This window comes from Serratia sp. NGAS9 (assembly GCF_009905295.1).
In the GTDB taxonomy this organism is placed as follows: domain Bacteria; phylum Pseudomonadota; class Gammaproteobacteria; order Enterobacterales; family Enterobacteriaceae; genus Serratia; species Serratia bockelmannii.
Window position 1 is genome coordinate 2,925,704 of the sequence record NZ_CP047605.1, and the last position, 22,079, is coordinate 2,947,782.

The following is a 22,079-nucleotide window of genomic DNA, read 5'->3' on the forward strand; positions in this document are numbered from 1 at the left end:
GATGCAAGGCGCATCCCCACTCGCTTTCGCCGCCAACAACACCTGGCCAAGCGGGGAAAAAGCTGGCTACACTGAGAGTCTGTTTTCTCACGCAGGTGAACATAACTTATGAGCGATCGTTCCGCGCTGCTCGATGCGGTGCCTCACATTCAGCACGGCTTCGGCAGCAAACTCGCGCTGCTGCCAGGGCATCTGCTGCCCTACAGCGCCACGCTGCCGGAAAAAAAGCAGGTACACGGCACCCGCATCGTCGACGTGCTGCAACCGGCGCAGGCGTGCGGCGAGGCCGATGGTTTTTATACTCGCCAGCCCGGCATTCTGATCAGCGTACTGACGGCGGACTGTCTGCCGGTGCTGTTCAGCCGCCGCGACGGTGGCGCTATCGCGGCGGTACACGCCGGCTGGCGCGGGTTACTGGACGGCATTCTGGAGCAGATGGCGTCCCGCATTCGCCAAGATGGCGACACCGCCGATTGGGTGGTGTCTATCGGCCCCGCCGCCGGCCCATGCTGCTACGAAGTCGATGAAGCGCTGGTGGAAAATTTTAAACAGCGCCTGCCGCTGCCCGCCACGCTGATCAGCCCGCATTACCGGCATCTGGATCTGGCCGCAATTGCCGAATACAAGCTGACGGCGCTCGGTTTCGCCGCCGTTGACCGCGCCGGCAGTTGCACCATCTGCACGCCGGACGTCGACCCGCAGCGGCCGCAGCGCTTCAAATACACCAGCTATCGCCGCAATAGCCACCGGCGCGCGCAGGATCCGACGCATCCGGGAATCAAAGGCCGCAACCAGTACGCAGGCATCGTCATCGCCGCCGGATGACGGAAACGAAAAAGCCCGCGCGAAGGCGGGCTTTTTGTACAGCTGACGCTGATTAGATAGCAGTAACGTTTACTGCAGATGGGCCTTTCTGGCCATCTTGGATTTCGAACTCAACGTTCTGGCCTTCAGCCAGGGTTTTGAAGCCGTTACCCTGGATTGCAGAGAAGTGTACGAACACGTCTTTGCTGCCGTCAGCCGGGGTGATGAAACCGAAACCTTTAGACTCGTTGAACCACTTAACTTGACCTTTGATCTTTGCCATCTTGAGTATTTCCTTTGGATTGTTTAAACCGCCCGTGGGCGTTACATAGACAAACTAGAGTCGTTACTGCTTGAGGCACTAAGATAAGGATCGGCAGAGAAGCGGTATTCAACGCTAACGTCTTTACTCAGAACTTCTTTACTGAAAATGCCACACATATACAGAACTGTACCTCGTTTTACCCAGATGCGTTATCACATACTCTGTATGCGATGGCAAGCCATTTTTAATCACTGAACGACATGTCGCACATATTTGAAACGGTCGAGAGCCACATTTGCTTAAATAGGCCAAAAGATGTTGAAGCATCGGCTATTTTCTGCTTGCTAAAACCACCGCACCAGACCCCGCATTCTGGTGGAGTTTTAACAAAACTTTCATCGTTTTGTCGCATGTCCGTCTCGTCATTTCCGCTTTTTTGCCGCTTATAGCGTTAAAAAATTTGAATCTTTATGGAATTTGATATGCAACATTTGAATATCGATGAACGGGGGCCAATTTATTCATCGCTGCTCCGCCCCTTTACCGTCGAAAACGCATCATCATCAGCCTTCAGCCCTGCCGCCACACCGCGCGAGCAGGAGCAGCACACAGGCGGGCGATGATGTTACCGTCCTGCACAACGGTTGCATAAGCATGCAACATCCAGACGCCTCTCCCGCTGGCCAGTGGCTTCATCCTAAATAATCCGAAAACCATCAGTCCGAATAACCGGAATAATCTTATGAATAGCAAAAGTGTGGCGTTGAATTAAATCCTGAAGATCGGGTGGTTATTTGAATCACCACCCGCACTTATCAATTTTGCTAATTACTGCCGCGCTTTCAAACCGTTGCTCTTATTCTTTCCTCTGTACCGCAGGGCGAAGAGACCACGCTTGCTGAGAATCCTGCAACGCGATGCGCTCGCCAATCTTCAGCGGGTGGAATTGATGCTGTTCAAGCCCCGCCTCACTCAGCGCCAGATTCAACTGCTGCGGCGGTTCGTCCAGCGACTCATCCGCCAATTCGAATACCCCCCAATGGATGGGAATGGCGCGCGGCTGATTGAGTTGACGGTACAGCGTCACCGACTGCTGCGGATCCATATGCTGCTCCTGCATAAACCAGCGCGGTGCGTAGGCGCCGATGGGCAGCGCCGCCACGTCGAACGGCCCCAGCCGTTGACCAATCTCCGCCAGCCGTTCCGAATAACCGCTGTCGCCGGAAAAATAAAACCGCAGCCCCGGATGGTGGATCACCCATCCACACCACAGTGAGCGATTGCGATCCCACAGCGTGCGCATGCTCCAGTGCCGCGCCGGCGTGGCGTAGACCGTCAGCTCGCCCAACGGCAGACTTTGCCACCAGTCCAGCTCATGCACCTTCAGCCGATAACGGCGGAACCAGCGCTTCAAGCCGAGCGGCACGATGAACTCGGCCTGAGGGAAACGCCGCGCCAATTGCCGCACCGTGCGCCTGTCAAGGTGGTCATAATGGTTATGGGAGATCAGTACCGCATCCACCGCCGGCAGTTGCTCCACCGTCAGCGGCGGCGGCGTTCTGCGCTTCGGGCCGTAAAAGCTCAGTGGCGATGCACGTTCGGACAACACCGGATCGATCAGGATATAGCGCCCGCTCAACCGCAGCAGCATCGAGGCATGCCCCAACCACCAGACGCTGTCGTCGTTGCCGCTGAGATCGGCAGGCTGCCACCAGCGTTCGGTAAATTGTGCGTAACCCTGCTGCGGCGGCTTGGGCAATCCCTGGCGCTTGCGTTCATCTTGCCAACGTTGAAGGTCCCCCTCCTGACGCCGCGAAGGTTCCAGGTTGCGAAATCCCTCCGGCGTATGATGCGCCTTGGCCGCGTCGTAATAACGGTTGATTCTTTTCATCCAGCCTTTTCTCCCGACCACTGCGCCCTGCACGGGCATGACTTTCAGTGTAACAAACCCGATGAAGCTCGCACTTTGTCAGCCGTGCGCTGCATCTCGGGACCTTTTGCCGTATGCTGTTGTCTCACTCCGGTGAGACAGCCAGGGCCGCCAAGAGCCCGTTAAGACTCTCTTAAGATCTTTGTGATTGACTTGTAGGGCATACAGAAAAGGAGAAGTTATGAGTCGTTCTACATCCCGCAAATCAGGCTCAAGCCTGGGGCGCCGTATTCGCAGCGCGCTGCTGGCGCAGAAGCAATACTGGAAAATGTATTTCGCCATGAAGTTGCGCCGTCTGCGCGTACCTGCACCGCTGGTGCTGCTGGGCGGTTCGCTGCTCGGATTCTTCATGTTAACCCTGCTGATGCTCAGCGTGGTGGCCATCGACGTGATCAGTACTCTGCTGCTGCTGTGCCGGAAACTGCTGGGGCGGGGTCACGCTGAGGGGCGCGCCTTTATGCCGCGCGGCTGACGAGAAAAGCGCGGAGGCGCAGACTACGCCTCCGCTGCATACCGTTTAGCGCTTGGCGCCTTTACGGCGCGTCAGCATAAACCCGCACCACAGCACCGCAATCCACACCGGCATCAGCAACACCGAAATGCGTATCCCTTCGCTGAAATACATAATCACCAGAATCAGGCCGAGGAACGCCAGGCACAGGTAGTTGCCGTACGGATACCACAGCGCCTTAAAGCTGGGAATGACGCCCTGACGGTTCTTGGCAGCGCGGAATTTCAGGTGTGCCAGGCAGATCATCACCCAGTTGATCACCAACGTTGAAACCACCAGCGCCATCAGCAGCTCAAACGCCTTACCGGGCATCAGGTAGTTAATCAGCACGCCGATCGAGGTAATCAACGCCGACAGCGCGATGGACAGCACCGGCACGCCGCGTTTATTCACACGCGTCAGCGCCTGCGGCGCGTTGCCCTGGCTGGCCAGCCCGAACAGCATGCGGCTGTTGGCGTAAACGCCGCTGTTGTAGACCGACAGCGCGGCGGTCAATACCACCACATTGAGCACGGTCGCCACCAGATTGCTGTTCAGCGCATGGAAGATCAACACGAACGGGCTGCCGCCCTCCACCACTTGCCCCCACGGATAGAGCGACAGCAGCACGGTCAGCGAGCCGATATAGAAGATCAGAATGCGGTACACCACCTGATTGGTGGCTTTGGGAATGCTGCGACGCGGGTCGGCGGCTTCCGCCGCGGTGATGCCGACCATTTCCAGCCCGCCGAACGAAAACATGATCACCGCCATCGCCATCACCAGCCCCGAGAAGCCGTGCGGCATAAAGCCACCCTGCTGCCACAGGTTGGTGATGCTGGCCTGTGGCCCGCCGTTGCCGCTCGCCAACAGCCAGGCGCCGAACACGATCATGCCGACAATCGCCACCACCTTGATGATGGCGAACCAGAACTCGGTTTCGCCATACAGGCGCACATTTACCAGGTTAATCAGGTTGATCAGCACGAAAAACAGCGCGGCGGAGGCCCAGGTGGGGATCTCCGGCCACCAGTACTGAATGTAGATGCCGACGGCGGTCAATTCCGCCATGCCGACCAGAATGAACATCGCCCAATAATTCCAGCCGGAAAGAAAGCCGGCGAAGTCGCCCCAATACTTATAGGCAAAGTGGCTGAAAGATCCGGCGACCGGCTCCTCCACCACCATTTCGCCCAGCTGGCGCATGATCAAAAACGCGATAAAACCGCCGATGGCGTAGCCCAACAGCACGGCGGGGCCGGCCATCTTGATGGTTTGCGCAATGCCGAGAAATAAACCGGTGCCAATGGCGCCCCCGAGGGCAATAAGCTGTATATGTCTGTTTTTTAAGCCGCGTTTTAGCGGAGTATCCTGATGCTGACCGCCCATCTTATCCTCATATGGCGTACACCCTTGCCGTTATCGGCCAAGATTTCACCAATCAATAAATGTATCTGCGGGCGGCTTTTTAACACTTAACCCCGTGAGCATCAAGGAGAAGCGCCCCGAGACGGCGTAGCGGAGCGCGATTTTTTAACCGTGAGAAAGCGTGAAATGGCGGCGTTCAGCCAGGCATGCCGCACATTTTGGTCAGGTTGCGCGCGCCTATCATCAGCGTGGCGACATAAGATTGGCGACGCGTGACCACTTCCACCGCCACGCGATCGTTTTGATATTTTATCAGGTAGGTCGAGGGCCAACCCTGACGACGCTGGCCAAAGCTTTCGGCATGACGATCGATCGCCGCATGGGCAATCACCAGATGAGACAAGTTTTTATCACCTTTGATAATGCGCTTCATAAACAGCCTCCGCCAACGACAGCTCTGTTATTAGAAAAAGGAGAAACTCTTACCAATCACCGGTATTGTTCGACTCAGTTAGCCTGCCGGCTCATCAGGAAGCAGATCATCGCCGCGCGCAGCGGGCTGGCGCTGTCCGCCTGCCATTCACCGCCCTGGGTGCTCATGCGCGCCTGCCACTGCGGGCTGTCGCTTTGGTTGTCGGGGTTCAGACTGATTTTGTTGGCGCAAATGATCGGCCAGGCATCGGAGGGATTCTTGCAGTAATCTTTACCTTTCACGCCGCCGTAGGGATACCACTTGTCCGGGTTCTCTCCGGTCAGCAGCGCGATGCTGCGGTTCACTTCGGCATCGCTTTCTTCGTACCATTTAATCATCGGCTTCATCCATCTTTCGTAAGGTTCGCGCTACATTACGATGTCTGTAAGACAGTTTTATGACAGTGCCGCCGGTTTTCACATTATCTGAACTAATGTTTTGCTCCCTTTAACTTTTCTCCCCTTCTGCGTACACTTTTCCTCTGTTTAGCGCCCAGGAAACGCACGCATGTTGACCGGCCTCAACCACCTGACGCTCGCCGTCAGCGATCTCGATCGCAGCTTCGATTTTTATCGTCATCTGTTGGGGTTTACCCCTCACGCCCGCTGGCAAGGCGGCGCCTATCTGTCGTTGGGGGCGTTGTGGCTGTGTCTGTCATTGGATGAGGCCCGCATGCAACCACGGGAGCGTGATTACACCCATTACGCCTTCAGCGTCGCGCCGGAACACATTGAACGGGTCAGCGAGCGGCTGCGCCAGGCCGGCGTCGAAGAGTGGAAAAGCAATCGCAGCGAAGGCGAATCGCTCTACTTTCTCGATCCCGATGGGCATCAGTTGGAGATCCATGCCGGCGATCTGGCCAGCCGCCTGGCGGCATGCCGGGAAAAACCGTATCAGGGCATGGTGTTTTACTGAAACGCCCCGGCGACGCTGCCGCCGGCCGGAGCATCATGTTCAACGTTCGGGGATAAAACCTTTGAAATCCAGCGCGGGGCTGAGATCGTCGTCGTCAGCCGCAGCGGCGCCGTCAGCGCCTGCGCTGTGCGCCAAACGCTTCAACAGCGCCGTTTGCTGGCGTTGTTGCTCGGCAATTTCCTGCAGCAGGCGAATCTGCTCGTTGGCGCGCACACTGGCGCGGTTCACCAGGAACCAAACCCACAGCCCGGCCAACAATGCCACAACGGCGAGCGCCAGCGACAACAGGCCGTTCTGGCCAAAACCTAAATCGTACATGGACAACCCTATCTACTGCGAAATTCAGGCCGCCATCTTAGCACTCGCGGCGGCCGTGCGAACATCCCTACCGAAAATTGCTTACCAGGGCACGAAGCGGGTCACCGAACAGATGCCCAACGCAAAATTTCCACCGTCGTCGCAATAGCTATCCAGCGCCAGCAGGTAGAAAAACAGGCAGGCAGCGACGGCCGTCATTATCACGAGGATTTTTTTTCGCAACAAATTTAGCAGCCTCATTGTTATCTGGGTAATCTATCGCGCATGTTATCACAGCGAAGTTAAACGAAGTTTAACTTTCCGTTTAGATTTCTGGCTATTGCCCGGTTTTCAGACTGTTACCCTTGTCGTCGCGCGGCAGTCATGGCTAGATGAACCCTCAGGGATAATGAGGAAGCGCAATGAGCAAATTGATTAAGTGGGTACTGGTGCTAGCGGTCATTTACGGCGGTTTTTTGATCTCGGGTTACGGCGTGCTGATCGGCAGCAACAAAAACGTTGGCGGGTTGGGATTGCAGTGCAAATACCTGACGGCGCGCAACGTGGCGATCGCCCAGTACGTGAATGGCGACAACGGTTTCATCGGCGTAGCCGACTGCCCGTTGTTCAAGAAAATCGAAACGGTGGTGGATTAACCGCCACCGCCCGACGCCGTCGCTTTGCGGCGGCCCCGCCTCAGCTGCGGGTGAATTTCATCTCGATCAGCGCAATCGCCTTGTCAATCGCTCGGCGTGTCACCGGATCGGCACCTGCCGGGTGCGTGGAGAAATCAATGCTTTTTAGCTGACCCGCCATCTTGTCGCGCACTTCGGTCGGCGCAATCACGTCGATAACGTCCAAAATCTGTTTGATGACCAGTTGGCAAGCGACCAGATCGGAAGCCAGTTCCTGCTCGTTGCTCAGCATGTCAGACATAATAACTTTCCCTCTTGATTCAAACGCCGCACAGAATAGCACGGCGTCCGCGCCATTGCCCGCTCTCCCCGTTTTTTTCCCCTTCTGCGCACCGCCGGGCAAAAGCCCGCGGCGGATTAGCCTATACTTGCAGCATGACGGTGGCAAAAACCACCCATAAGCCACAACCAACAGGAGAAAGTTATGGCGAATCACAATGTGAAATCCTGGGCGACAGTGCGTGAAACTTCGGTGGAAATCGCCGAAGCCATTTTTGAGCTGGCAGGGAACGACGAAGTGTTGGCGCAGAAAATCTGGGAAGAAGGCAGCGATGAAGCACTGGAGAAGGCGTTTGCCAAAACCACCGCCGACCAGCTTTATTGGGGAGAGGAAACCGTCGAGCGGAAAAACGTTTGAGCGCCCGCGCAACAAAAAGCCCGGGTTTCTGACCCAGGCTTTCCCGATTAGCGAACGCCCCGCTCAGCGGCGTGCAATGTCTCTTGCTCTCACGGCTCTTCACCTCCCACACTTTCCGCATTTTTCATGCTCATCACCGGCATCGCCATAAAAGCGCCGACGCCCACGATTACAACCAGAGTAATAATCACTGTCATTAACATGCGATCACCCCATCAACGTTGAGTTGTTACGGCTGACTCTGTTTTGGCGGTTACTTGCTGTGGCCTTCTTTCCGTCCCCCACCGCGGCGGCGACAGTCTCAGATTAGCCGTTTTTCCTTTCTGCTGACAAGCGGCGGTTCAACGGTTTTTCCGAATAATCCCCCCCGGTCATCGGTGGCGTTTTTGTCCACGGCGGCAAGTTGTGTATACTTCACCGCTATGTAGGTCTCACACTGACGCACTGATGATACAAGAACACCACCTCTCATTGGTCTGCGCCCTCAGCAAATGGGTCGAAACTCACCTCGGACGAGTGATCCATCTCGAAGAGTTGGCCGAGTACTCCGGCTACTCGCTGTGGCACATGCAGAAGCTGTTCAAAGAAGCGACAGGGATTTCGCTCGGCAAATACATTCGCGAACGCCGTCTGGCCGGCGCGGTCTATCAACTGCGCAGCAGTGAAGCGTCGATCTTCGATATCGCCCTGGACTTTGGCTTCGGTTCACAGTCCCACTTCACCTACATGTTCAGAAAGCGTTTTAATATCACGCCCTATGATTTTCGCCAGGATTTGAGCGTCGATCTGCACATCGATCCGCCGCTGCACGTCATTCATCAAAAATCCGCCTGAAGCCCGCCGTAAACCGGCGGGTTAACGCGTCCCCCAGACCGCCAGTATCGCGATCGCGGCCGGCAGAGCCTGCACCCAGAGAATTTTACAGCTGGCGCTCAGGCCGCCGAATACGCCGGCCGCCAGCACACACCCGAGAAAAAACAGCTGCAGCGCCATATCCTCACGCCAGTAGCTCCATGCCAACCCCAACGCCAGAAAGCCGTTGTACAACCCCTGATTGGCGGCCAACACCCGCGTGGCTGCAGCGAACTCCGCCGTCGTGCCAAATGCGCGTCTGCCGAGTGGCGTACGCCACAGGAACATTTCCAACACCAGGATATAAAGATGGAGCGCTGCGATGAGCAGCAACAAAATATCGGCAAAGAGCTTCATGATGATCCCTGTCGTTTATTGAAGATGTCGTCAATTATAAACGCCGCCTCTCACCTCCCCATCGATAGAGATAAAAAAACCCGCCGAAGCGGGTTTATGCAGGAGTCATTTTTTGAGGTTAGTTTAATACGGCGACCAACAATGCCGCGACAGAGACCCAAAACAACGCCGTGGCAACCACGACATGGGACAGTCTTGCACGATAGAGTACCTGGCTCATAATGACCTCACTGACATCTGACTAACGGGAGACAACCTGACTTCCTGAGGATTATCCTAAACTTCTTCTCGTTGTCATTATATGCGCCAGATCACTTTTCCGCCGAGAAACCTTATATTGTCCTAAAGCTGGAGCCGCGATCACATTAATTACGTCTTATTAGAGCGAAATAAGCCGAATAACCGCGGCGATTATATCCTAACGCTATCAAACATCGCTCCAGGGCAGGCGTGGCGCGGTCATGCGCTCACCAGAATAACCGTCAACCGCCGGGAAACGCGGCGCCTCTTGCTCCCAATCATGCTGAGCCTGAGTAATTTCAGCTTTGGTATGGCCAACGAAATTCCACCAGATAAGGATCTCTTCGTTTAGTGGCACTCCACCGATTAATAATCCCCGGCTGCCCTTCCGTGCATTTAACCCAATAGAGTTATTCTTCATGCCCAAATAGGCAAACTCATCAGGTGAAAAAGTTTCACCATTAAGTTCAAATGCACCAATAAGGGGCAAAAAGCCGATTTCATAATCATCGCGCAGCGGCAATTCTATCCTCGCCGCTTCCTGCCACTCCATATCAATGGCAATTAGTGGCGAGAAAGTAAACACCGGTGAACGATAAGCGCCAAATTCCCCGACCAACAAACGGTGATTCACGCCGTTATTCTGCCATTGTGGCAAGTCCGGATAGTGATCGAAACGTGGCGCCATGTCGGCATGTTCGGCCGGCAGCGCGATCCATAATTGTGCGGCATGCAATCGCCGCTGCTCGCCCACCGACTGTTCCGTATGCGCAATGCCACGCCCTGCGGTCATCAGATTAACCTGCCCTGGGCGAATCACTTGCTCACTGCCGAGGCTGTCACGGTGCAGCACTTCACCCTCTATCATCCAGGTGAACGTTTGCAGCCCGATGTGCGGATGCGGCCCCACATCCATGCCGGGCGAGGTGCCGTTGAATACCGTCGGTCCAGCGTGATCGAGAAAACACCAGGCGCCGACGGTGCGCCGCTCCCGAGTTGGCAACGCACGATTGATCGGGATACCTCCCACTTCGGCATTACGCACGGCAATACGTTGTATCTGGCGCACGCCGTCAACGACAGGGCATTCGCGTGAAGATGAAGAGAGCGTAGGACGTGACTGACTCATCGCAAAGACCTCCTGAATGGCGCCGATTCGCCAAGGGTACCCCCAATCTTAACACAGGGTAGCCCCCACAGAGCGGCGACGCTCAGCGCGTTCGCGCGATTCAGGACGCTTTGATATAGCAGCTCTTGATGTCTATATCGTCATGCGCGTGCCTGAGATCGGAGAAATAGGTCACGCCAAAGAGAATTGATACCACCAGCAGCACGGACACCAACAGGCCGATGATCGCCAGCAGTTTGGTTTCATCATGGAGATTAGGCTCCATTTTATCTCCCCTAGTTAATCGCGTCAGGTCACCCACAGCGTGACCGCCAGCGTAAAGATAATCAGTGAGCAGGACGCCACCGCCAACACGACGATCGCAAATTGCGCATCACCCAAGGTTTCTCGATAATTTTTATCCGTTGAGGCGTTACGCTGTTGTTTCACTAAATCGGTTTTCACTCGTTCAACTGCTGCATTGCTGTTTGACGGGGCAAAATATCCCCTCAGAATAAGGCACGCACGTTGGCGCCTTGGTCGTTCCGGCCTCAACCGGGAGATGACGCTATCAATTTTCCCCATCAGGGTCAACACCGCCCCTGCCGGCGAGCGAGCAGGGACACAGGGGAGATGTAACTGGCATGGAGATCGCAGGGAAATAAGAGACGCCTATTGCAGAGGACAAAAAAAAGCCCGGTACGCAACCGGGCTATGGCAGACCTACGCGTTATTGCGGGATACGCAATACCTGCCCCGGATAAATCTTGTCCGGGCTCGACAGCATCGGCTTGTTGGCTTCAAAAATCTTGTTGTACAGATTGGCGTTGCCGTACATCTCTTTAGAGATCGCGCTCAGCGTATCGCCCTTCTTCACGGTATAGAAGCGGCTCTCGGCGTCGGGTTGCGTCACCGCCACCTTGTCTTCCACCCCGCTGATACCCGCCACGTTGCCGATAGCCACCAGGATCTTCTCTTTTAACTCCTGGCTGACGGCATCGCCGGTCACTACGGCTTTACCATCGACCACCTGCACATCGACTTTGTCGGTGCCCGGCAAGCCGCTCTTATCGAGATGCTCCTTGAGTTTGGCGCCTTGATCTTCGGCGGAGGCATTGCCGGTGACTGTGTCCCACAGTTTTTCTCCCGCTTCTTTGACGAAGTTAAACAAGCCCATATTCACTCCTTTTGATGGTTGCATTAATGCGTTTAAGTAAGGCTTGTTAAGCTTAGCATCGTCAAAAGGATATGCCATCCGCTCACGGCGCCAGAAACGGGTAGAGTATTCCGAAAGTGTCGTCAGCGGCGTTTCAACGGTGATTAATTGCGCAATGATGCTGAAAAATCGTGCTTTTTTACCTACACTGTTGCAGACAAGGCAACTCGACGAAGGAGGCGTGCAACGATGTACGCATTGGTGATGTTTGTCTGTTATCTGGATGGTGGCTGCAGTGAAATGGTGGTCGACATATTGCGCGACGAGCCACAATGCCTGGTCGCGATGAAGGAACAGAACTTGCGACACGCCGGTTGTTATCCCATGGAAGAGTTCATTGACGGCTTCTGGTTGCCAGCCAGCGAATATTCGGATTTTTAATTCCCTCCCCGCGCGATGCTGAGGAATTTCTGATTTCATCAGAAACTTCGCCTTCCTCCGAGGCATAAGGCCGCTGTTTTGCTAAATTGCGGCTCCCGAAGAAGAGAGAGACAGAGAAAGGTCATGCCAGCATCAGCTCATTCCAACGAGCAATATGAAACTCTGCTGCGCGACGTCAGCCTGGCGTTAGGCGACGCAGTGTTGCAGTTAATCAAAAACCATAAAAAAGTATCCGGCGGCAATATTCTTTCACAGCTGGTGACCGAAATAGAGCGGGAGCAGGATCAGCAACGTTTCGCCGCGCTGCGTTCCGCCATTGAGCTGGTCGGGTTGGCACCCAAAGGCTGAGTTCCCGATAAAACAAAGGCAGGGCTTGCGCCCTGCCTGAGGTTAATGACAAACCTGATGACATTACCAGGTTTACCGAAGACAACCTTTAAAATAAGGAAAATCAATTCATTGATTTTCGACTGCTCACCACAAAGGAGGAAAAACCACGCTTTTCCTCCTTTGTCAGCAAGCTAAGGCAGGGCTTACGCCCTGCCTGATTACCACTCCCGACACAGGATGAAGGTAATGAAATTGCCGCTTAGAAGCGATACGTCAAGCTGACGGCAACGATATCATCGTTGGCCAGTTTCAGTTTGTTATTGTCGCTCAGCTGGTTGATTTGATAATCAACGTAGGTGTACATATTTTTGTTGAAGTAGTAAGTCGCCCCCACTTCCACATATTTCACCAGGTCGGCATCACCGATCCCTTCGATATCCTTGCCTTTGGACTGCACGTAGCCCAAGGAAGGACGCAGGCCGTTTTCGAATTGATACTGGGCCACCACTTCGAAGTTTTGCGTTTTATTGGCGAAGCCGGAGGTGCCATTGACGCTGATCGGCGTCATGTTACGGGTTTCGGCATACATCGCGGCCAGGTAAACCTGGTTGGCGTCGTATTTCACTGCGGTGGTCCATGCAGTGGCGCTGTCGCCCTTACCATACTGCAGCTCTTTTTGCTTGCTGGTGCGGTTAGAATCAGAGAACGCCGCCGCTACGCCGATGCCGGAACCGCCGATGTCCTGGTAGTCCAGGGACAGGCCGTAACCGTCGCCGTTTTGCTTGGTCACGCTGCGACCGTCGCCGTCGTTTTTACCCTGATACTGCACCGCCAGATTCAGGCCTTCCACCAAACCGAAGAAATCACGGTTACGGTAGGTGGCCAAACCGTTGGAACGGGCGGTCATAAAGTTATCGGTATAGCTGTAGGAGTCGCCGCCGAATTCTGGCAGCATGTCGGTGTAAGCCTCGGCGTCATACACCACACCGTAGTTACGGCCGTAGTCGAAAGAACCGTAGTTGCCGAATTTCAGCCCCGCGAAGCCCAGACGCGTTTTGGTGCCGGCGGTGCCCTGCGCTTCGTCGTGATTGGCCTGGACGTTGTATTCCCACTGACCGTAACCGGTCAACTGGTCATTGATTTGCGTTTCGCCTTTGAAGCCCAGGCGAACATAGGTCATATCGCCGTCATTGGACTTACTGTCGCTGAAATAATGCTTGGCGTTAACGCGGCCGTACAGGTCGAGTTTATTACCATCCTTATTGTAGATTTCAGCCGCGTTGGCGAAGGAGGTGATCGCCCCGAGGGCGACAGCTAAGGCTAATACACTGCGTTTCATCATTTATTTTCCTAGATATTATAATTAGAACCCTGCCCGTCACGCCCAATTTATAGTTTGGGCTGTGATTTTATCTTTTGGTATTTTATGAGCCCCCCTAATGTGGGGTGATGTGACATTAGCATCATGAATCAAAACTTAAAATCAAAAAGTTCATGAAACAACGAGGAGAAAGCATGTTTATTTGTAACTAAATATTTCCAATAAGAAAGCATATAACCTATTGAATATAAGAATTTTTTATCACATAACTTATAACCAAAATGGTGCATCGCACTATTTTGGTGCATTTTGGTTTCGTTTTGCGTGCTTTCTGCGCGATTCAAAAGTAACAACAAAATTAGCATGGTTATTAAAAACGTTACTTATTTCACATTTTTATCTTAACAATCTCACCAGGCAATTAAGGCTTTCAGATAACGACCTGATACCTCCTTTTATTCACGCGTATAAAAGGAGGTATTAGGAACGAATAAAATTCGCCTTAGGGCAATTAAAATAGCGGGAAATAGCAGAGCAAAATAATGAACGGAATAACGGCGGCGCGCTGACGGCGCCGCCGAGGATAAATCAATAGAGCGTAGAACGGGAAACTTCGCTCAACAGCATGCCAGCGCGCAGGCCCAGCGCCACAGTGGGGTTAGGGAACAGTATCCACGCGCCCTCTTGGCCAACGCGATAGTCCTCCTGCGGCTGCTCGCACAGCAACATCCCCGGTTTCAACTCGGTGAAGTTGGCCGTGTCATCATCCAGGTGCAGCTTGAAATCCTCGCTGTGTTTGATCAACGAATGCATCACACGGAATACCCGGATCGCCTCGCCCTCGCGCTCCGGCAACGGCCCCTCGCTGACCGCCGCCCGCAAAGCGCGATCGATGGCAGCAAACTGCTGTAGATCGTTGCTGCCAAACGGTCGCGCCTTGCCCAGCTCGAGCGTACAGCTCGCCGCATTGAGATGCTCGCTGGAATAGTGGCTAAACGTCCCGCCTGGTGCGCTGTGCACCACCAGCGCATCCAAATCGGCGGCATCCAGCAGCTTCAGCATCGGCTCACTGTACGGGCGTTTCTGGAAAGGCAGAATGCCGAAACGTGGCAACCGCGATTCACGGATGGCGGTGTGCAGATCGTAATGGAAACGCGCCGCCAGTTCCCCATCGAAAAAGGCGGCGAGCGCACGCTCCAACTGCTGCGCACGCACGGTCTCGCCGCTGGCGGCGAAGTTGCGGTAGCGGCCGCCGAACATGCGGTTCATGTCGCTGTGCAGATAACGCTTGCCGGCCCGCATCGCCGCCGGGTTGCCCAGCACCACCAACAGCCGCACCGTCAGCGGCAACCGGCCGATCAGCAGATCGCCAACCAGCTGATTGAGCAGTTCAATCGGCGCGGTTTCGTTGCCGTGCACGCCCGCCGACATGACCATCGCCTGGCGGTAAGGCTGCCGCGGCATAAGCTCCAGCACGCCTTCCCCCTGCCAACGCCAGCGCAGCTGCGGCGTTTCACCTTGCCATTCGACGGGTTCGTTCCCTTCCAGCGTCAGGGGCAGTAGATCGATCATGCCGCCTCCCTTAGCGTTGGAACGGATAAATGGCGCCGAGACCGAGGATCGACGTCAGCGAATCCAGCGCCTCACGCCCTTCGCGCAGCAGCAGCGGATCGGCCAGGTCATCCTGCGTCAGGCGATCGCGGTAATGGCGATCCACCCACTCGTTCAGCGTCGCGAACAGCCGCTCGTTCATCATCACGCGTGGATTCACCGCCCGCAGCTCCTGCTCGTTGAGCGCCACCCGCAACCGCAGGCAGGCCGGGCCGCCGCCGTTGCGCATGCTTTCGCGCAGGTCAAACACGCGAATTTCATCGATCGGGCCGCCGCTGCCGACCATGTCGTTCAGATAACGCCACACGCCGGCATGTTGGCGCGACTCTTCTGGCACCACGATCATCATCTTGCCGTTCGGCTTGGTGAGAATTTGGCTGTTGAACAGATAGGTCGCTACCGCGTCCGCCACCGAGACGCGCTCTGTCGGCACCTCGATTGCCACCAGCTCGCTGTCCAGCGTCGCCATCTTGCGGCGCACGTCATCCAACGCCTGTTGCTGGCGGTAAAACGCCTGCTGGTGGTGGAACAGCACGTTCTGGTTACTGACCGCTATCACGTCGTTATGGAATACGCCCTGATCGATCACCGCCGGGTTTTGCTGTACGAAGACCGTATGCTGCTCGTCCAGTTGGTGCAGGCGAGCGATTGCCTCGCTGGCTTCGCGCGTTTGGCGCGCCGGATAACGCGTCGGCGCCGTTTCGCCACCGAATTCCTGACGACCGTAGACGAACATCTGCACGCTGCGCTTGGCGTAGTCGCCGCCCAGACGGTTATGGTTGGCCGCCCCTTCGTCGCCGAATAACGCCACCTGCGGCAGCGCCTCGTGGTGGGCAAAATGCCGATCGTCGCTGAACATCGCCCGCAATACGGCGGTGGTGGTTTCCGCCTCGATGGCGCGGTGGAATTTATTGTTCAGGTTGGCGGCAGTGAAGTGCACCTTGCCGTCGGCGCTGTCCGCCGAGGGCGACACGGTGGCCGCATTGGCGGTCCACATGCAAGACGCCGAGCTGAGCGCCGACAGCAAACGCGGTGATTGACGCATCACCTGCGCCAGCACCGTCTCATCGCTGCCGCTGAAGCCCAGGCGACGCAGCATCGGCAGATGCGGCCGCTCCTGCGGCGGCAATACCCCTTGCTGGAAACCGAGATCGGCCAGCGCCTTCATTTTCAGCAGACCTTGCTTCGCCGCCAGCTTCGGGTTCGATACGCTGTTTTGATGCTGCGTAGAGGCCTCGTTACCGAACGACAGCCCGGCATAGTGGTGCGTCGGCCCCACCAAACCGTCGAAATTGACTTCATATCCTGACATGGCTATCCCCTGGGGATGGCCTGCGGCAGCGCCATCGCGCCGCCGCAGACGATTAACGGAACGACAAGCCCGGCGAGAGCGTCGCCGGCAGCGACAGGCTTTCGCTTTCCAGCGACGCCATCGGCCAGGCGCAATAGTCCGCCGCATAGAAGGCGCTTGGGCGATGGTTGCCGGAGGCTCCCACGCCACCGAACGGCGCCGCGCTGGACGCTCCGGTCAGCGGCTTGTTCCAGTTGACGATGCCGGCACGCGCTTCCAATAGCAACCGCTCGAACAGCTCACGCTGCGGCGATACCAGCCCCACCGACAGGCCGTAGCGCGTCCGGTTGGCCAGCTGCAGCGCCTCGTCGAAATCGCGGTAACGCACAATCGTGGTCAACGGCCCGAAGTACTCTTCGTCCGGTACGCCGGCCACGCCGGTCAGCTCGATGATGCCCGGGCTGAGCAGCGAACTGCCCGGCTCCAGCAGGCGCATGGTCAGCAGCGATTTGCCGCCCAGCGCCAGCAAGTTTTGCTGCGCTTTCAGCATGTTCTCCGCCGCGGCTGCCGACACCACCCCGCCCATGAACGGCTGCGGTTCGGCATCCCAACGGCCAACGCGCAGTTCGCCCGCGACCTGAACCAAACGCGCGATAAAGGCGTCGCCTTCCGCCCCCTGCTTCACCAAAATGCGGCGTGAACAGGTGCAGCGTTGGCCGGCGGAGATAAACGCCGATTGGATAGCCAGGTTGACCGCCGCGTCGCGATCCTCGAAGCCATCGACGATCAGCGCGTTGTTACCGCCCATCTCCAGCGCCAGGATCTTCTCCGGCTGCCCCGCCAATTGGCGATGCAGGTGATAGCCGGTGCCGGCGCTGCCGGTGAACAGCAGGCCGTCGATATCCGCACTGGCCGCCAGCGCTTCGCCGGTTTCCCGGCCGCCTTGCACCAGATTGATCACCCCGTCCGGCAGGCCGGCCTGCTGCCACAGCTTCAGGGTTTCCTCGGCGGTCAGCGGCGTCAGCTCGCTCGGTTTGAACACCACGCAGTTTCCGGCCAGCAGCGCCGGCACGATATGGCCGTTCGGCAGATGGCCGGGGAAGTTGTAAGGCCCAAACACCGCCAGCACGCCGTGCGGGCGATGACGCAGCACCGAAGCGCCGTCGGCCATCGCCGTCTGGCTAAAACCGGTGCGCGATTGGTAGGCCTGCAGCGAAATGCCTACTTTACCGATCATCGCCTGAATTTCGGTCAACGTTTCCCAACGCGGTTTACCGGTCTCACGGCTGATGGTTTCCGCCAGCGACTGTTTGTGCTCTTCCAGCAAGGCGGCGAAGCGTTTCACCAGCTGTTCGCGCTGTTCAAACGGCGTACGCGCCCAGGCGGGAAACGCGGCACGCGCGGCCTCGCAGGCGGCGGCGACGTCGTCAGTATCGGCGGCGTTAGCGCGCCACAGCGGCTGGTTGCCGACCGGATCGGCTTTGCCGAACTCGGCGCCGCGGCCCTGCCGCCAGACGCCATTAATCAACAGAGCAGGATGGGACATCATGCTTTCTCCTGTGCAATAAGGGGGAGCACCCGCACCGGGCTGCCCTGCTCGACGCCCAGCGCCGCAGCGGTGGCGGCGTTGATATGCAGGCGGTCGTCATACAGTTCGGCATTGACCAACAGTGCGCGGTAGTTCTGATAGTTGTCGTTGGCCACCAGATGCACCGGCGCATCGGCGCGCATCGGCGTGTCATCCAGCACCACTTTCACCAGGCGGCTCTGCTTCACCGCGCGGATATGGTCGATCTCGGCTTCCAGCGTCGGGCCGCCGTCGAAGATATCGACGTAGCCCTGATAGCTCAGGCCTTCCGCCTCCAGCAACCGGCGTGCCGGCAGGGTTTGCGGATGCACTTCTCCGATCACTTTCTGCGCGTCTTCGGCCAGGAAATCGACATACAGCGGATGTTTCGGCATCAGTTCAGCGATAAACGCCTTTTGTCCGGTGCCGCTCAGGTAGTCCGCCTTGGCGAACTCGATGGAGAAGAAACGGTGGCCGACGCTCTCCCAGAACGGCGAACGGCCGTTTTCATCTGAGAAGCCGCGCATCTCAGCGATCAGACGGCGGGAGAAACGCTCGCGGAATGCGGCAATAAACAGGAAACGCACCTTCGACAGCAGTTTGCCGTTCTCACCGTGGCGATAGTCCGGATCGAGGAACAGCGTGCACAGCTCCGAATGGCCGGTATGATCGTTGCTGAGGAACAGGGTCGGTACCGATTTATAGACATTCAGCTGTTTGGAGGCATGTACCTGCGTGCCGACGCGGAAGCTGTACCAGGGTTCTGCCAGGCCGACGGCCACTTCGATCGCGCAGACCCCCACTGCTTTCCGGCGCTCGCTGTCCTCCAACACGAACAGATAACACTGGTCACTTTGCGGAAGTTCGCCTTGCCAGGTTTTTAACGCCCGCTCAATGCGTGCCGACAGGGTATCTTCATTTTGCGGCAGTGAAGTGAGACCGATGCCAGATTTACCGGCAAGCGTCAACAAATCCGCCAGATCGCGACGCTCTATAGGGCGAATAATCATCATAATGCGAACCTCTTCTGAATCAGGCTGCGCCGGTGAAGGCGCAGCCCGCTGATTAGCTGCAAATGCGCGCCACGGCACGCGCGAATCGCGCCAGCCCCTCTTTCACATCCTGCTCAGGGATGATCAGCGACGGCGTGAAACGCACCACGTCCGGACCGGCGATCAGCGCGATGACGCCTTCTTCGTTGGCCAGTTGGGTGATCTGCTTCGCTTTGCCGGCATAGTCCTTCGTCAATTGGCAGCCGATCAGCAAACCGCCGCCGCGAATGTCGGCGAAGATCGGGTACTGGCGATTGATGTCGTTCAACCCGTCGATGAACCACTGGTGACGCTGCTTGACGCCTTCCAGCACTTCCGGCGTGTTGATGATGGAGAACACTTCCCCCGCCACCGCCGTCGCCAGCGGGTTGCCGCCGTAGGTGGTGCCGTGGGTGCCGACACCCAGCGTTTTCGCCAGCGCATCGGTGGTCAGCATGGCGCCGATCGGGAAGCCGCCGCCCAGCGCTTTCGCGGTGGTCAACACGTCCGGCACCACGCCGTACTGCATATAGGCATACAGGTGGCCGGTGCGGCCGACGCCGGTCTGTACTTCGTCGAAGATCAGCAGCGCGTTATGACGATCGCACAGTTCACGCAGCCCCTGCAGGAAACTGGCTTCCGCCGGCAGCACGCCGCCTTCGCCCTGGATCGGCTCGACGATCACCGCGCAGGTGCGATCGTTGATAAGCTCGGCCGCTGCGGCCAGATCGTTATACGGCGTATGAGTGATGCCGCCCGGCAGCGGCGCAAAGTCCTGCGAATATTTTGGCTGGCCGCCGGCGGACACGGTAAACAGCGTGCGACCGTGGAACGCGTTGTTGAACGCCACAATCTGATCTTTACCAGCGCCGTGCTGATCGTGCGCATGTTTGCGTGCCAGTTTCAGCGCCGCTTCGTTAGCTTCGGCGCCCGAGTTACAGAAGAACACCTTGTCGGCGAAGGTGGCGTCGATCAGTTTTTTGGCCAGGCGCAGCACCGGTTCGTTGGTATAGCCATTGCCCAGATGCCACAGCTTGCCTGCCTGCTCCACCAGCGCCGCCTTGACCGCCGGGTGCGCATGCCCCAACGCGTTAACCGCGATGCCGCCGGCGAAATCGATATAAGACTTACCCTGCTGATCCCACACCTGCGATCCTTCGCCCCGCACCAGAATAAAATCGGCAGGGGCATAAACCGGGACCATCCAGTCATCGAAAGACTGGCGGGTAACTGCGATTGGCTGTTCCATAGTGACCTCATAATCTCAGCAAAGGCTGAATTTTGACTGTAAGGGTCGCTCAAGCCCGGTTAGGCCGCCACAATGCAAAAAAACCGTTGTTCAAAACCGACTTTCGCGGCGGAGAAAATACTGTCCCTTACCGCTGATTTAGAAACAAATCTGTTACATAAAATCGATTTTTCACTATTTATGGCGTATATCCGGTCCCTGAGCGGGGAGTAAATGTTAACGAGCAGTTAAAATACATGTCGTTTGATAAAGAGTGTAGAGCAGCTATCGTGCCAAAATGGGATTTTTGCCGGATTTTGCTATTTTTTACGTTAAAACAACGGCTTATATTGAATATTTATTCATTTTCTATGCATTGGTAATGCATAAATTAAAAAATAAGGCCTAAAATCATCATTGCGCGCGAAATCCTATTCAATTACGAAAAACTTTAGAATTTCTGATCGGGCTCGCAAAAATAATTTCACCCAATTTGCTCGCCCTCACACTTTTTGCCCCAATTGGGTGCAGCGGTGCGTCAGGATTGTGCAAGACGGCAGTGACGCGGAGATCCCACCTGCAACATCCCCAAAACACGGGCCGCGCTGACCGCCGTCAGCCTCCACTCCCGCTTTGTTTGCCAGCGGCTACACTGTGATCCTGACCGCCCCTTCTCTTCTGCGCCCAAGGAGTCACCATGCCCAAGAAAACCGTCGATCTCAGCCAGCCACACGCCCAGCACGACATCCGCGCATTTCTCGACGCGCTGAATGCCGCCGGCGGTAAACCCATGGAACAGATGAAGCCTAAAGAGGCACGCAGGGTCTTGGAGGGCGCGCAACGCAGCGTCGAGGTGCCGCTGCGCGAGGTCGAGATCAGCGAAAAAACGATTCACGTAGAAGGTCAGGATATTCTGCTGCAGCTGGTGCGGCCGGCCAGGGTCAACGAGGCGCCGCCGGTATTCATGTTCTTTCACGGCGGCGGCTGGGTGCTGGGCGATTTCCCCACCCACGAGCGCCTGGTGCGCGATCTGGTTTACAGCTCCGGCGCGGCGGCGGTGTTCGTCAACTATCCCCGCTCACCGGAGGTGCGCTACCCCGAGGCGATCAACCTGGCTTACGCCGCCACCGAATGGGTGGCCGAGTACGGCGAGAAGATCAACGTCGACGGTTCACGGCTGGCGGTGGTCGGCAACAGCGCCGGCGGCAATATGGCGGCGGTGGTCAGCCTGATGGCCAAAGAGAAAGGCATACCGGCACTGCGTTGCCAGATCCTGCTGTGGCCCGTCACCCGTGCCCAGTTTGATACCGACTCCTATCATCAGTTTGCCGAAGGCCATTTCCTGACCCGCAACATGATGAAGTGGTTTTGGGACAGCTACGCGCCCGATAAGGCGCAGCGCAAAGATATCTACGCTTCGCCGCTCAACGCCACGCCGGAACAGCTGCGGGGCTTGCCGCCGGCGCTGGTGCAGACCGCCGAGCTGGATGTGCTGCGCGATGAAGGCGAAGCTTACGCGCGTCTGCTCGATGCCGCCGGCGTCGAGGTCACCGCCACCCGCTACAACGGGCTGATCCACGACTACGGCCTGTTGAATCCGCTCGCCCACGTCCCGGCGGTGCATTCGGCTATCCACCAGGCCGGGCGCGCGTTGAAGCACTACCTGTCCTGAC

General features: G+C 56.8%; 29 protein-coding genes. 9 read left to right on the top strand and 20 right to left on the bottom strand.

All coding sequences use genetic code 11. The annotated features are described in order from the left end of the window. Positions 1–108: 108 nt before the first annotated feature. Positions 109–825: a peptidoglycan editing factor PgeF gene (pgeF, locus tag GUC32_RS14020; RefSeq protein WP_025303163.1), complete on the top strand. Its 717-nt coding sequence runs from the start codon at positions 109–111 to the stop codon at positions 823–825. 52 nt (positions 826–877) lie between these two features. Here pgeF and cspE read toward each other — a convergent pair whose 3' ends face one another. From cspE to GUC32_RS14035, 3 genes are all read right to left on the bottom strand, one after another. Continuing rightward, positions 878–1,087: a transcription antiterminator/RNA stability regulator CspE gene (gene cspE / locus GUC32_RS14025; protein ID WP_002221949.1), complete on the bottom strand. Its 210-nt coding sequence runs from the start codon at positions 1,085–1,087 to the stop codon at positions 878–880. Positions 1,088–1,128: 41 nt separating this feature from the next. Continuing rightward, complete coding sequence (locus tag GUC32_RS14030) at positions 1,129–1,245, bottom strand: DUF2627 domain-containing protein (RefSeq protein WP_002211058.1); 117 nt, start codon at positions 1,243–1,245, stop codon at positions 1,129–1,131. Between the two features lie 680 nt (positions 1,246–1,925). Then, on the bottom strand, positions 1,926–2,960 hold the full coding sequence (locus tag GUC32_RS14035; protein ID WP_043143568.1) for an MBL fold metallo-hydrolase: 1,035 nt from the start codon (positions 2,958–2,960) through the stop codon (positions 1,926–1,928). A 220-nt stretch (positions 2,961–3,180) separates the two neighbouring features. On the opposite strand from GUC32_RS14035, the gene GUC32_RS14040 reads away from it, so the two are divergent. Then, positions 3,181–3,471: a hypothetical protein gene (locus tag GUC32_RS14040; protein ID WP_025303165.1), complete on the top strand. Its 291-nt coding sequence runs from the start codon at positions 3,181–3,183 to the stop codon at positions 3,469–3,471. Between the two features lie 45 nt (positions 3,472–3,516). Here the strand turns inward: GUC32_RS14040 and GUC32_RS14045 are convergent, their stop codons facing one another. From GUC32_RS14045 to GUC32_RS14055, 3 genes are all read right to left on the bottom strand, one after another. Further along, positions 3,517–4,878, bottom strand: a complete 1,362-nt coding sequence (locus GUC32_RS14045; RefSeq protein ID WP_025303166.1) for an amino acid permease — start codon at positions 4,876–4,878, stop codon at positions 3,517–3,519. A gap of 175 nt (positions 4,879–5,053) precedes the next feature. After that, positions 5,054–5,290, bottom strand: a complete 237-nt coding sequence (locus GUC32_RS14050) for a DUF4060 family protein (protein WP_369435284.1) — start codon at positions 5,288–5,290, stop codon at positions 5,054–5,056. 74 nt (positions 5,291–5,364) lie between these two features. Beyond that, the gene (locus GUC32_RS14055) at positions 5,365–5,667 is read right to left on the bottom strand and encodes a phage protein NinX family protein (RefSeq protein ID WP_004927682.1); all 303 of its coding nucleotides are present in this window, start codon (positions 5,665–5,667) and stop codon (positions 5,365–5,367) included. Between the two features lie 169 nt (positions 5,668–5,836). Between GUC32_RS14055 and fos the strand changes: the two genes are divergently transcribed. Continuing rightward, positions 5,837–6,244 (top strand): fosfomycin resistance glutathione transferase, encoded by a 408-nt coding sequence (gene fos / locus GUC32_RS14060; RefSeq protein WP_025303168.1) that lies wholly within the window; start codon positions 5,837–5,839, stop codon positions 6,242–6,244. A gap of 39 nt (positions 6,245–6,283) precedes the next feature. Here fos and GUC32_RS14065 read toward each other — a convergent pair whose 3' ends face one another. After that, entirely contained in the window at positions 6,284–6,562 is a 279-nt protein-coding gene (locus tag GUC32_RS14065) for a YebO family protein (RefSeq protein ID WP_025303169.1), read from the bottom strand. Positions 6,563–6,643: 81 nt separating this feature from the next. After that, on the bottom strand, positions 6,644–6,760 hold the full coding sequence (gene mgrB, locus GUC32_RS14070) for a PhoP/PhoQ regulator MgrB (RefSeq protein WP_019452853.1): 117 nt from the start codon (positions 6,758–6,760) through the stop codon (positions 6,644–6,646). A 203-nt stretch (positions 6,761–6,963) separates the two neighbouring features. Between mgrB and GUC32_RS14075 the strand changes: the two genes are divergently transcribed. Beyond that, entirely contained in the window at positions 6,964–7,197 is a 234-nt protein-coding gene (locus GUC32_RS14075; protein ID WP_004927690.1) for a YobH family protein, read from the top strand. Positions 7,198–7,237: 40 nt separating this feature from the next. On the opposite strand, the gene GUC32_RS14080 is transcribed toward GUC32_RS14075, so the two are convergent. Continuing rightward, positions 7,238–7,477, bottom strand: a complete 240-nt coding sequence (locus GUC32_RS14080; RefSeq protein WP_025303170.1) for a DUF2766 family protein — start codon at positions 7,475–7,477, stop codon at positions 7,238–7,240. Between the two features lie 183 nt (positions 7,478–7,660). On the opposite strand from GUC32_RS14080, the gene GUC32_RS14085 reads away from it, so the two are divergent. Next, positions 7,661–7,873 (top strand): YccJ family protein, encoded by a 213-nt coding sequence (locus GUC32_RS14085; protein ID WP_004927694.1) that lies wholly within the window; start codon positions 7,661–7,663, stop codon positions 7,871–7,873. 447 nt (positions 7,874–8,320) lie between these two features. Further along, the gene (locus GUC32_RS14090; RefSeq protein ID WP_004927697.1) at positions 8,321–8,707 is read left to right on the top strand and encodes a helix-turn-helix domain-containing protein; all 387 of its coding nucleotides are present in this window, start codon (positions 8,321–8,323) and stop codon (positions 8,705–8,707) included. A 21-nt stretch (positions 8,708–8,728) separates the two neighbouring features. On the opposite strand, the gene GUC32_RS14095 is transcribed toward GUC32_RS14090, so the two are convergent. The 5 genes from GUC32_RS14095 to lysM all read right to left on the bottom strand — a co-directional run bounded on the left by GUC32_RS14095 (position 8,729) and on the right by lysM (position 11,607). Then, entirely contained in the window at positions 8,729–9,082 is a 354-nt protein-coding gene (locus tag GUC32_RS14095) for a DUF1304 domain-containing protein (RefSeq protein ID WP_260514727.1), read from the bottom strand. A 427-nt stretch (positions 9,083–9,509) separates the two neighbouring features. Next, positions 9,510–10,451 carry a pirin family protein gene (locus tag GUC32_RS14100; RefSeq protein ID WP_025303173.1) on the bottom strand — a complete coding sequence of 314 codons (942 nt, stop codon included), beginning with the start codon at positions 10,449–10,451 and terminating at the stop codon, positions 9,510–9,512. Positions 10,452–10,551: 100 nt separating this feature from the next. Further along, complete coding sequence (locus tag GUC32_RS14105; protein ID WP_162837923.1) at positions 10,552–10,716, bottom strand: hypothetical protein; 165 nt, start codon at positions 10,714–10,716, stop codon at positions 10,552–10,554. Between the two features lie 23 nt (positions 10,717–10,739). After that, positions 10,740–10,895 carry a hypothetical protein gene (locus tag GUC32_RS14110; protein ID WP_016927390.1) on the bottom strand — a complete coding sequence of 52 codons (156 nt, stop codon included), beginning with the start codon at positions 10,893–10,895 and terminating at the stop codon, positions 10,740–10,742. Between the two features lie 265 nt (positions 10,896–11,160). Then, positions 11,161–11,607: a peptidoglycan-binding protein LysM gene (lysM, locus tag GUC32_RS14115; RefSeq protein WP_025303174.1), complete on the bottom strand. Its 447-nt coding sequence runs from the start codon at positions 11,605–11,607 to the stop codon at positions 11,161–11,163. A gap of 228 nt (positions 11,608–11,835) precedes the next feature. Here lysM and GUC32_RS14120 point away from each other — a divergent pair, with 228 nt between their 5' ends. Both GUC32_RS14120 and GUC32_RS14125 read left to right on the top strand, forming a co-directional pair. Beyond that, the gene (locus GUC32_RS14120) at positions 11,836–12,027 is read left to right on the top strand and encodes a YebW family protein (RefSeq protein WP_004934567.1); all 192 of its coding nucleotides are present in this window, start codon (positions 11,836–11,838) and stop codon (positions 12,025–12,027) included. A gap of 123 nt (positions 12,028–12,150) precedes the next feature. After that, the gene (locus GUC32_RS14125; protein ID WP_016927388.1) at positions 12,151–12,375 is read left to right on the top strand and encodes a biofilm development regulator YmgB/AriR family protein; all 225 of its coding nucleotides are present in this window, start codon (positions 12,151–12,153) and stop codon (positions 12,373–12,375) included. A gap of 241 nt (positions 12,376–12,616) precedes the next feature. Here the strand turns inward: GUC32_RS14125 and GUC32_RS14130 are convergent, their stop codons facing one another. The 6 genes from GUC32_RS14130 to GUC32_RS14155 form a co-directional block, all read right to left on the bottom strand. Then, positions 12,617–13,699 carry a porin gene (locus GUC32_RS14130; protein ID WP_025303175.1) on the bottom strand — a complete coding sequence of 361 codons (1,083 nt, stop codon included), beginning with the start codon at positions 13,697–13,699 and terminating at the stop codon, positions 12,617–12,619. A 567-nt stretch (positions 13,700–14,266) separates the two neighbouring features. Then, entirely contained in the window at positions 14,267–15,250 is a 984-nt protein-coding gene (astE, locus tag GUC32_RS14135; protein ID WP_043143868.1) for a succinylglutamate desuccinylase, read from the bottom strand. Positions 15,251–15,260: 10 nt separating this feature from the next. Further along, positions 15,261–16,601, bottom strand: a complete 1,341-nt coding sequence (astB, locus tag GUC32_RS14140; RefSeq protein ID WP_025303177.1) for an N-succinylarginine dihydrolase — start codon at positions 16,599–16,601, stop codon at positions 15,261–15,263. Between the two features lie 52 nt (positions 16,602–16,653). Further along, positions 16,654–18,126 carry a succinylglutamate-semialdehyde dehydrogenase gene (astD, locus tag GUC32_RS14145; RefSeq protein ID WP_049209079.1) on the bottom strand — a complete coding sequence of 491 codons (1,473 nt, stop codon included), beginning with the start codon at positions 18,124–18,126 and terminating at the stop codon, positions 16,654–16,656. Further along, entirely contained in the window at positions 18,126–19,160 is a 1,035-nt protein-coding gene (astA, locus tag GUC32_RS14150; RefSeq protein ID WP_025303179.1) for an arginine N-succinyltransferase, read from the bottom strand. Before astA ends, astD begins: the two co-directional genes overlap by 1 nt. 52 nt (positions 19,161–19,212) lie before the next feature. Then, the gene (locus GUC32_RS14155) at positions 19,213–20,427 is read right to left on the bottom strand and encodes an aspartate aminotransferase family protein (protein ID WP_025303180.1); all 1,215 of its coding nucleotides are present in this window, start codon (positions 20,425–20,427) and stop codon (positions 19,213–19,215) included. 676 nt (positions 20,428–21,103) lie between these two features. Here GUC32_RS14155 and GUC32_RS14160 point away from each other — a divergent pair. After that, positions 21,104–22,078 carry an alpha/beta hydrolase gene (locus GUC32_RS14160; protein WP_369435285.1) on the top strand — a complete coding sequence of 325 codons (975 nt, stop codon included), beginning with the start codon at positions 21,104–21,106 and terminating at the stop codon, positions 22,076–22,078. Position 22,079 lies beyond the last annotated feature (1 nt).

Excerpts from the sequence above, each read along its gene's own strand:
- GUC32_RS14090 (WP_004927697.1), top strand. The coding sequence starts at position 8,321 with ATGATACAAGAACACCACCTCTCATTGGTCTGCGCCCTCAGCAAATGG.
- GUC32_RS14120 (WP_004934567.1), top strand. The coding sequence starts at position 11,836 with ATGTACGCATTGGTGATGTTTGTCTGTTATCTGGATGGTGGCTGCAGT.
- lysM (WP_025303174.1), bottom strand. The coding sequence starts at position 11,607 with ATGGGCTTGTTTAACTTCGTCAAAGAAGCGGGAGAAAAACTGTGGGAC.
- GUC32_RS14075 (WP_004927690.1), top strand. The coding sequence starts at position 6,964 with ATGAGCAAATTGATTAAGTGGGTACTGGTGCTAGCGGTCATTTACGGC.
- GUC32_RS14125 (WP_016927388.1), top strand. The coding sequence starts at position 12,151 with ATGCCAGCATCAGCTCATTCCAACGAGCAATATGAAACTCTGCTGCGC.
- astA (WP_025303179.1), bottom strand. The coding sequence starts at position 19,160 with ATGATGATTATTCGCCCTATAGAGCGTCGCGATCTGGCGGATTTGTTG.
- GUC32_RS14080 (WP_025303170.1), bottom strand. The coding sequence starts at position 7,477 with ATGTCTGACATGCTGAGCAACGAGCAGGAACTGGCTTCCGATCTGGTC.
- fos (WP_025303168.1), top strand. The coding sequence starts at position 5,837 with ATGTTGACCGGCCTCAACCACCTGACGCTCGCCGTCAGCGATCTCGAT.
- astE (WP_043143868.1), bottom strand. The coding sequence starts at position 15,250 with ATGATCGATCTACTGCCCCTGACGCTGGAAGGGAACGAACCCGTCGAA.
- GUC32_RS14030 (WP_002211058.1), bottom strand. The coding sequence starts at position 1,245 with ATGTGTGGCATTTTCAGTAAAGAAGTTCTGAGTAAAGACGTTAGCGTT.
- GUC32_RS14055 (WP_004927682.1), bottom strand. The coding sequence starts at position 5,667 with ATGATTAAATGGTACGAAGAAAGCGATGCCGAAGTGAACCGCAGCATC.
- GUC32_RS14100 (WP_025303173.1), bottom strand. The coding sequence starts at position 10,451 with ATGAGTCAGTCACGTCCTACGCTCTCTTCATCTTCACGCGAATGCCCT.
- cspE (WP_002221949.1), bottom strand. The coding sequence starts at position 1,087 with ATGGCAAAGATCAAAGGTCAAGTTAAGTGGTTCAACGAGTCTAAAGGT.
- GUC32_RS14065 (WP_025303169.1), bottom strand. The coding sequence starts at position 6,562 with ATGTACGATTTAGGTTTTGGCCAGAACGGCCTGTTGTCGCTGGCGCTC.
- GUC32_RS14085 (WP_004927694.1), top strand. The coding sequence starts at position 7,661 with ATGGCGAATCACAATGTGAAATCCTGGGCGACAGTGCGTGAAACTTCG.
- GUC32_RS14105 (WP_162837923.1), bottom strand. The coding sequence starts at position 10,716 with ATGGAGCCTAATCTCCATGATGAAACCAAACTGCTGGCGATCATCGGC.
- GUC32_RS14040 (WP_025303165.1), top strand. The coding sequence starts at position 3,181 with ATGAGTCGTTCTACATCCCGCAAATCAGGCTCAAGCCTGGGGCGCCGT.
- GUC32_RS14045 (WP_025303166.1), bottom strand. The coding sequence starts at position 4,878 with ATGGGCGGTCAGCATCAGGATACTCCGCTAAAACGCGGCTTAAAAAAC.
- GUC32_RS14050 (WP_369435284.1), bottom strand. The coding sequence starts at position 5,290 with ATGAAGCGCATTATCAAAGGTGATAAAAACTTGTCTCATCTGGTGATT.
- GUC32_RS14130 (WP_025303175.1), bottom strand. The coding sequence starts at position 13,699 with ATGATGAAACGCAGTGTATTAGCCTTAGCTGTCGCCCTCGGGGCGATC.
- GUC32_RS14155 (WP_025303180.1), bottom strand. The coding sequence starts at position 20,427 with ATGGAACAGCCAATCGCAGTTACCCGCCAGTCTTTCGATGACTGGATG.
- mgrB (WP_019452853.1), bottom strand. The coding sequence starts at position 6,760 with ATGACGGCCGTCGCTGCCTGCCTGTTTTTCTACCTGCTGGCGCTGGAT.
- GUC32_RS14160 (WP_369435285.1), top strand. The coding sequence starts at position 21,104 with ATGCCCAAGAAAACCGTCGATCTCAGCCAGCCACACGCCCAGCACGAC.
- GUC32_RS14095 (WP_260514727.1), bottom strand. The coding sequence starts at position 9,082 with ATGAAGCTCTTTGCCGATATTTTGTTGCTGCTCATCGCAGCGCTCCAT.
- astB (WP_025303177.1), bottom strand. The coding sequence starts at position 16,601 with ATGTCAGGATATGAAGTCAATTTCGACGGTTTGGTGGGGCCGACGCAC.
- pgeF (WP_025303163.1), top strand. The coding sequence starts at position 109 with ATGAGCGATCGTTCCGCGCTGCTCGATGCGGTGCCTCACATTCAGCAC.
- GUC32_RS14035 (WP_043143568.1), bottom strand. The coding sequence starts at position 2,960 with ATGAAAAGAATCAACCGTTATTACGACGCGGCCAAGGCGCATCATACG.
- astD (WP_049209079.1), bottom strand. The coding sequence starts at position 18,126 with ATGTCCCATCCTGCTCTGTTGATTAATGGCGTCTGGCGGCAGGGCCGC.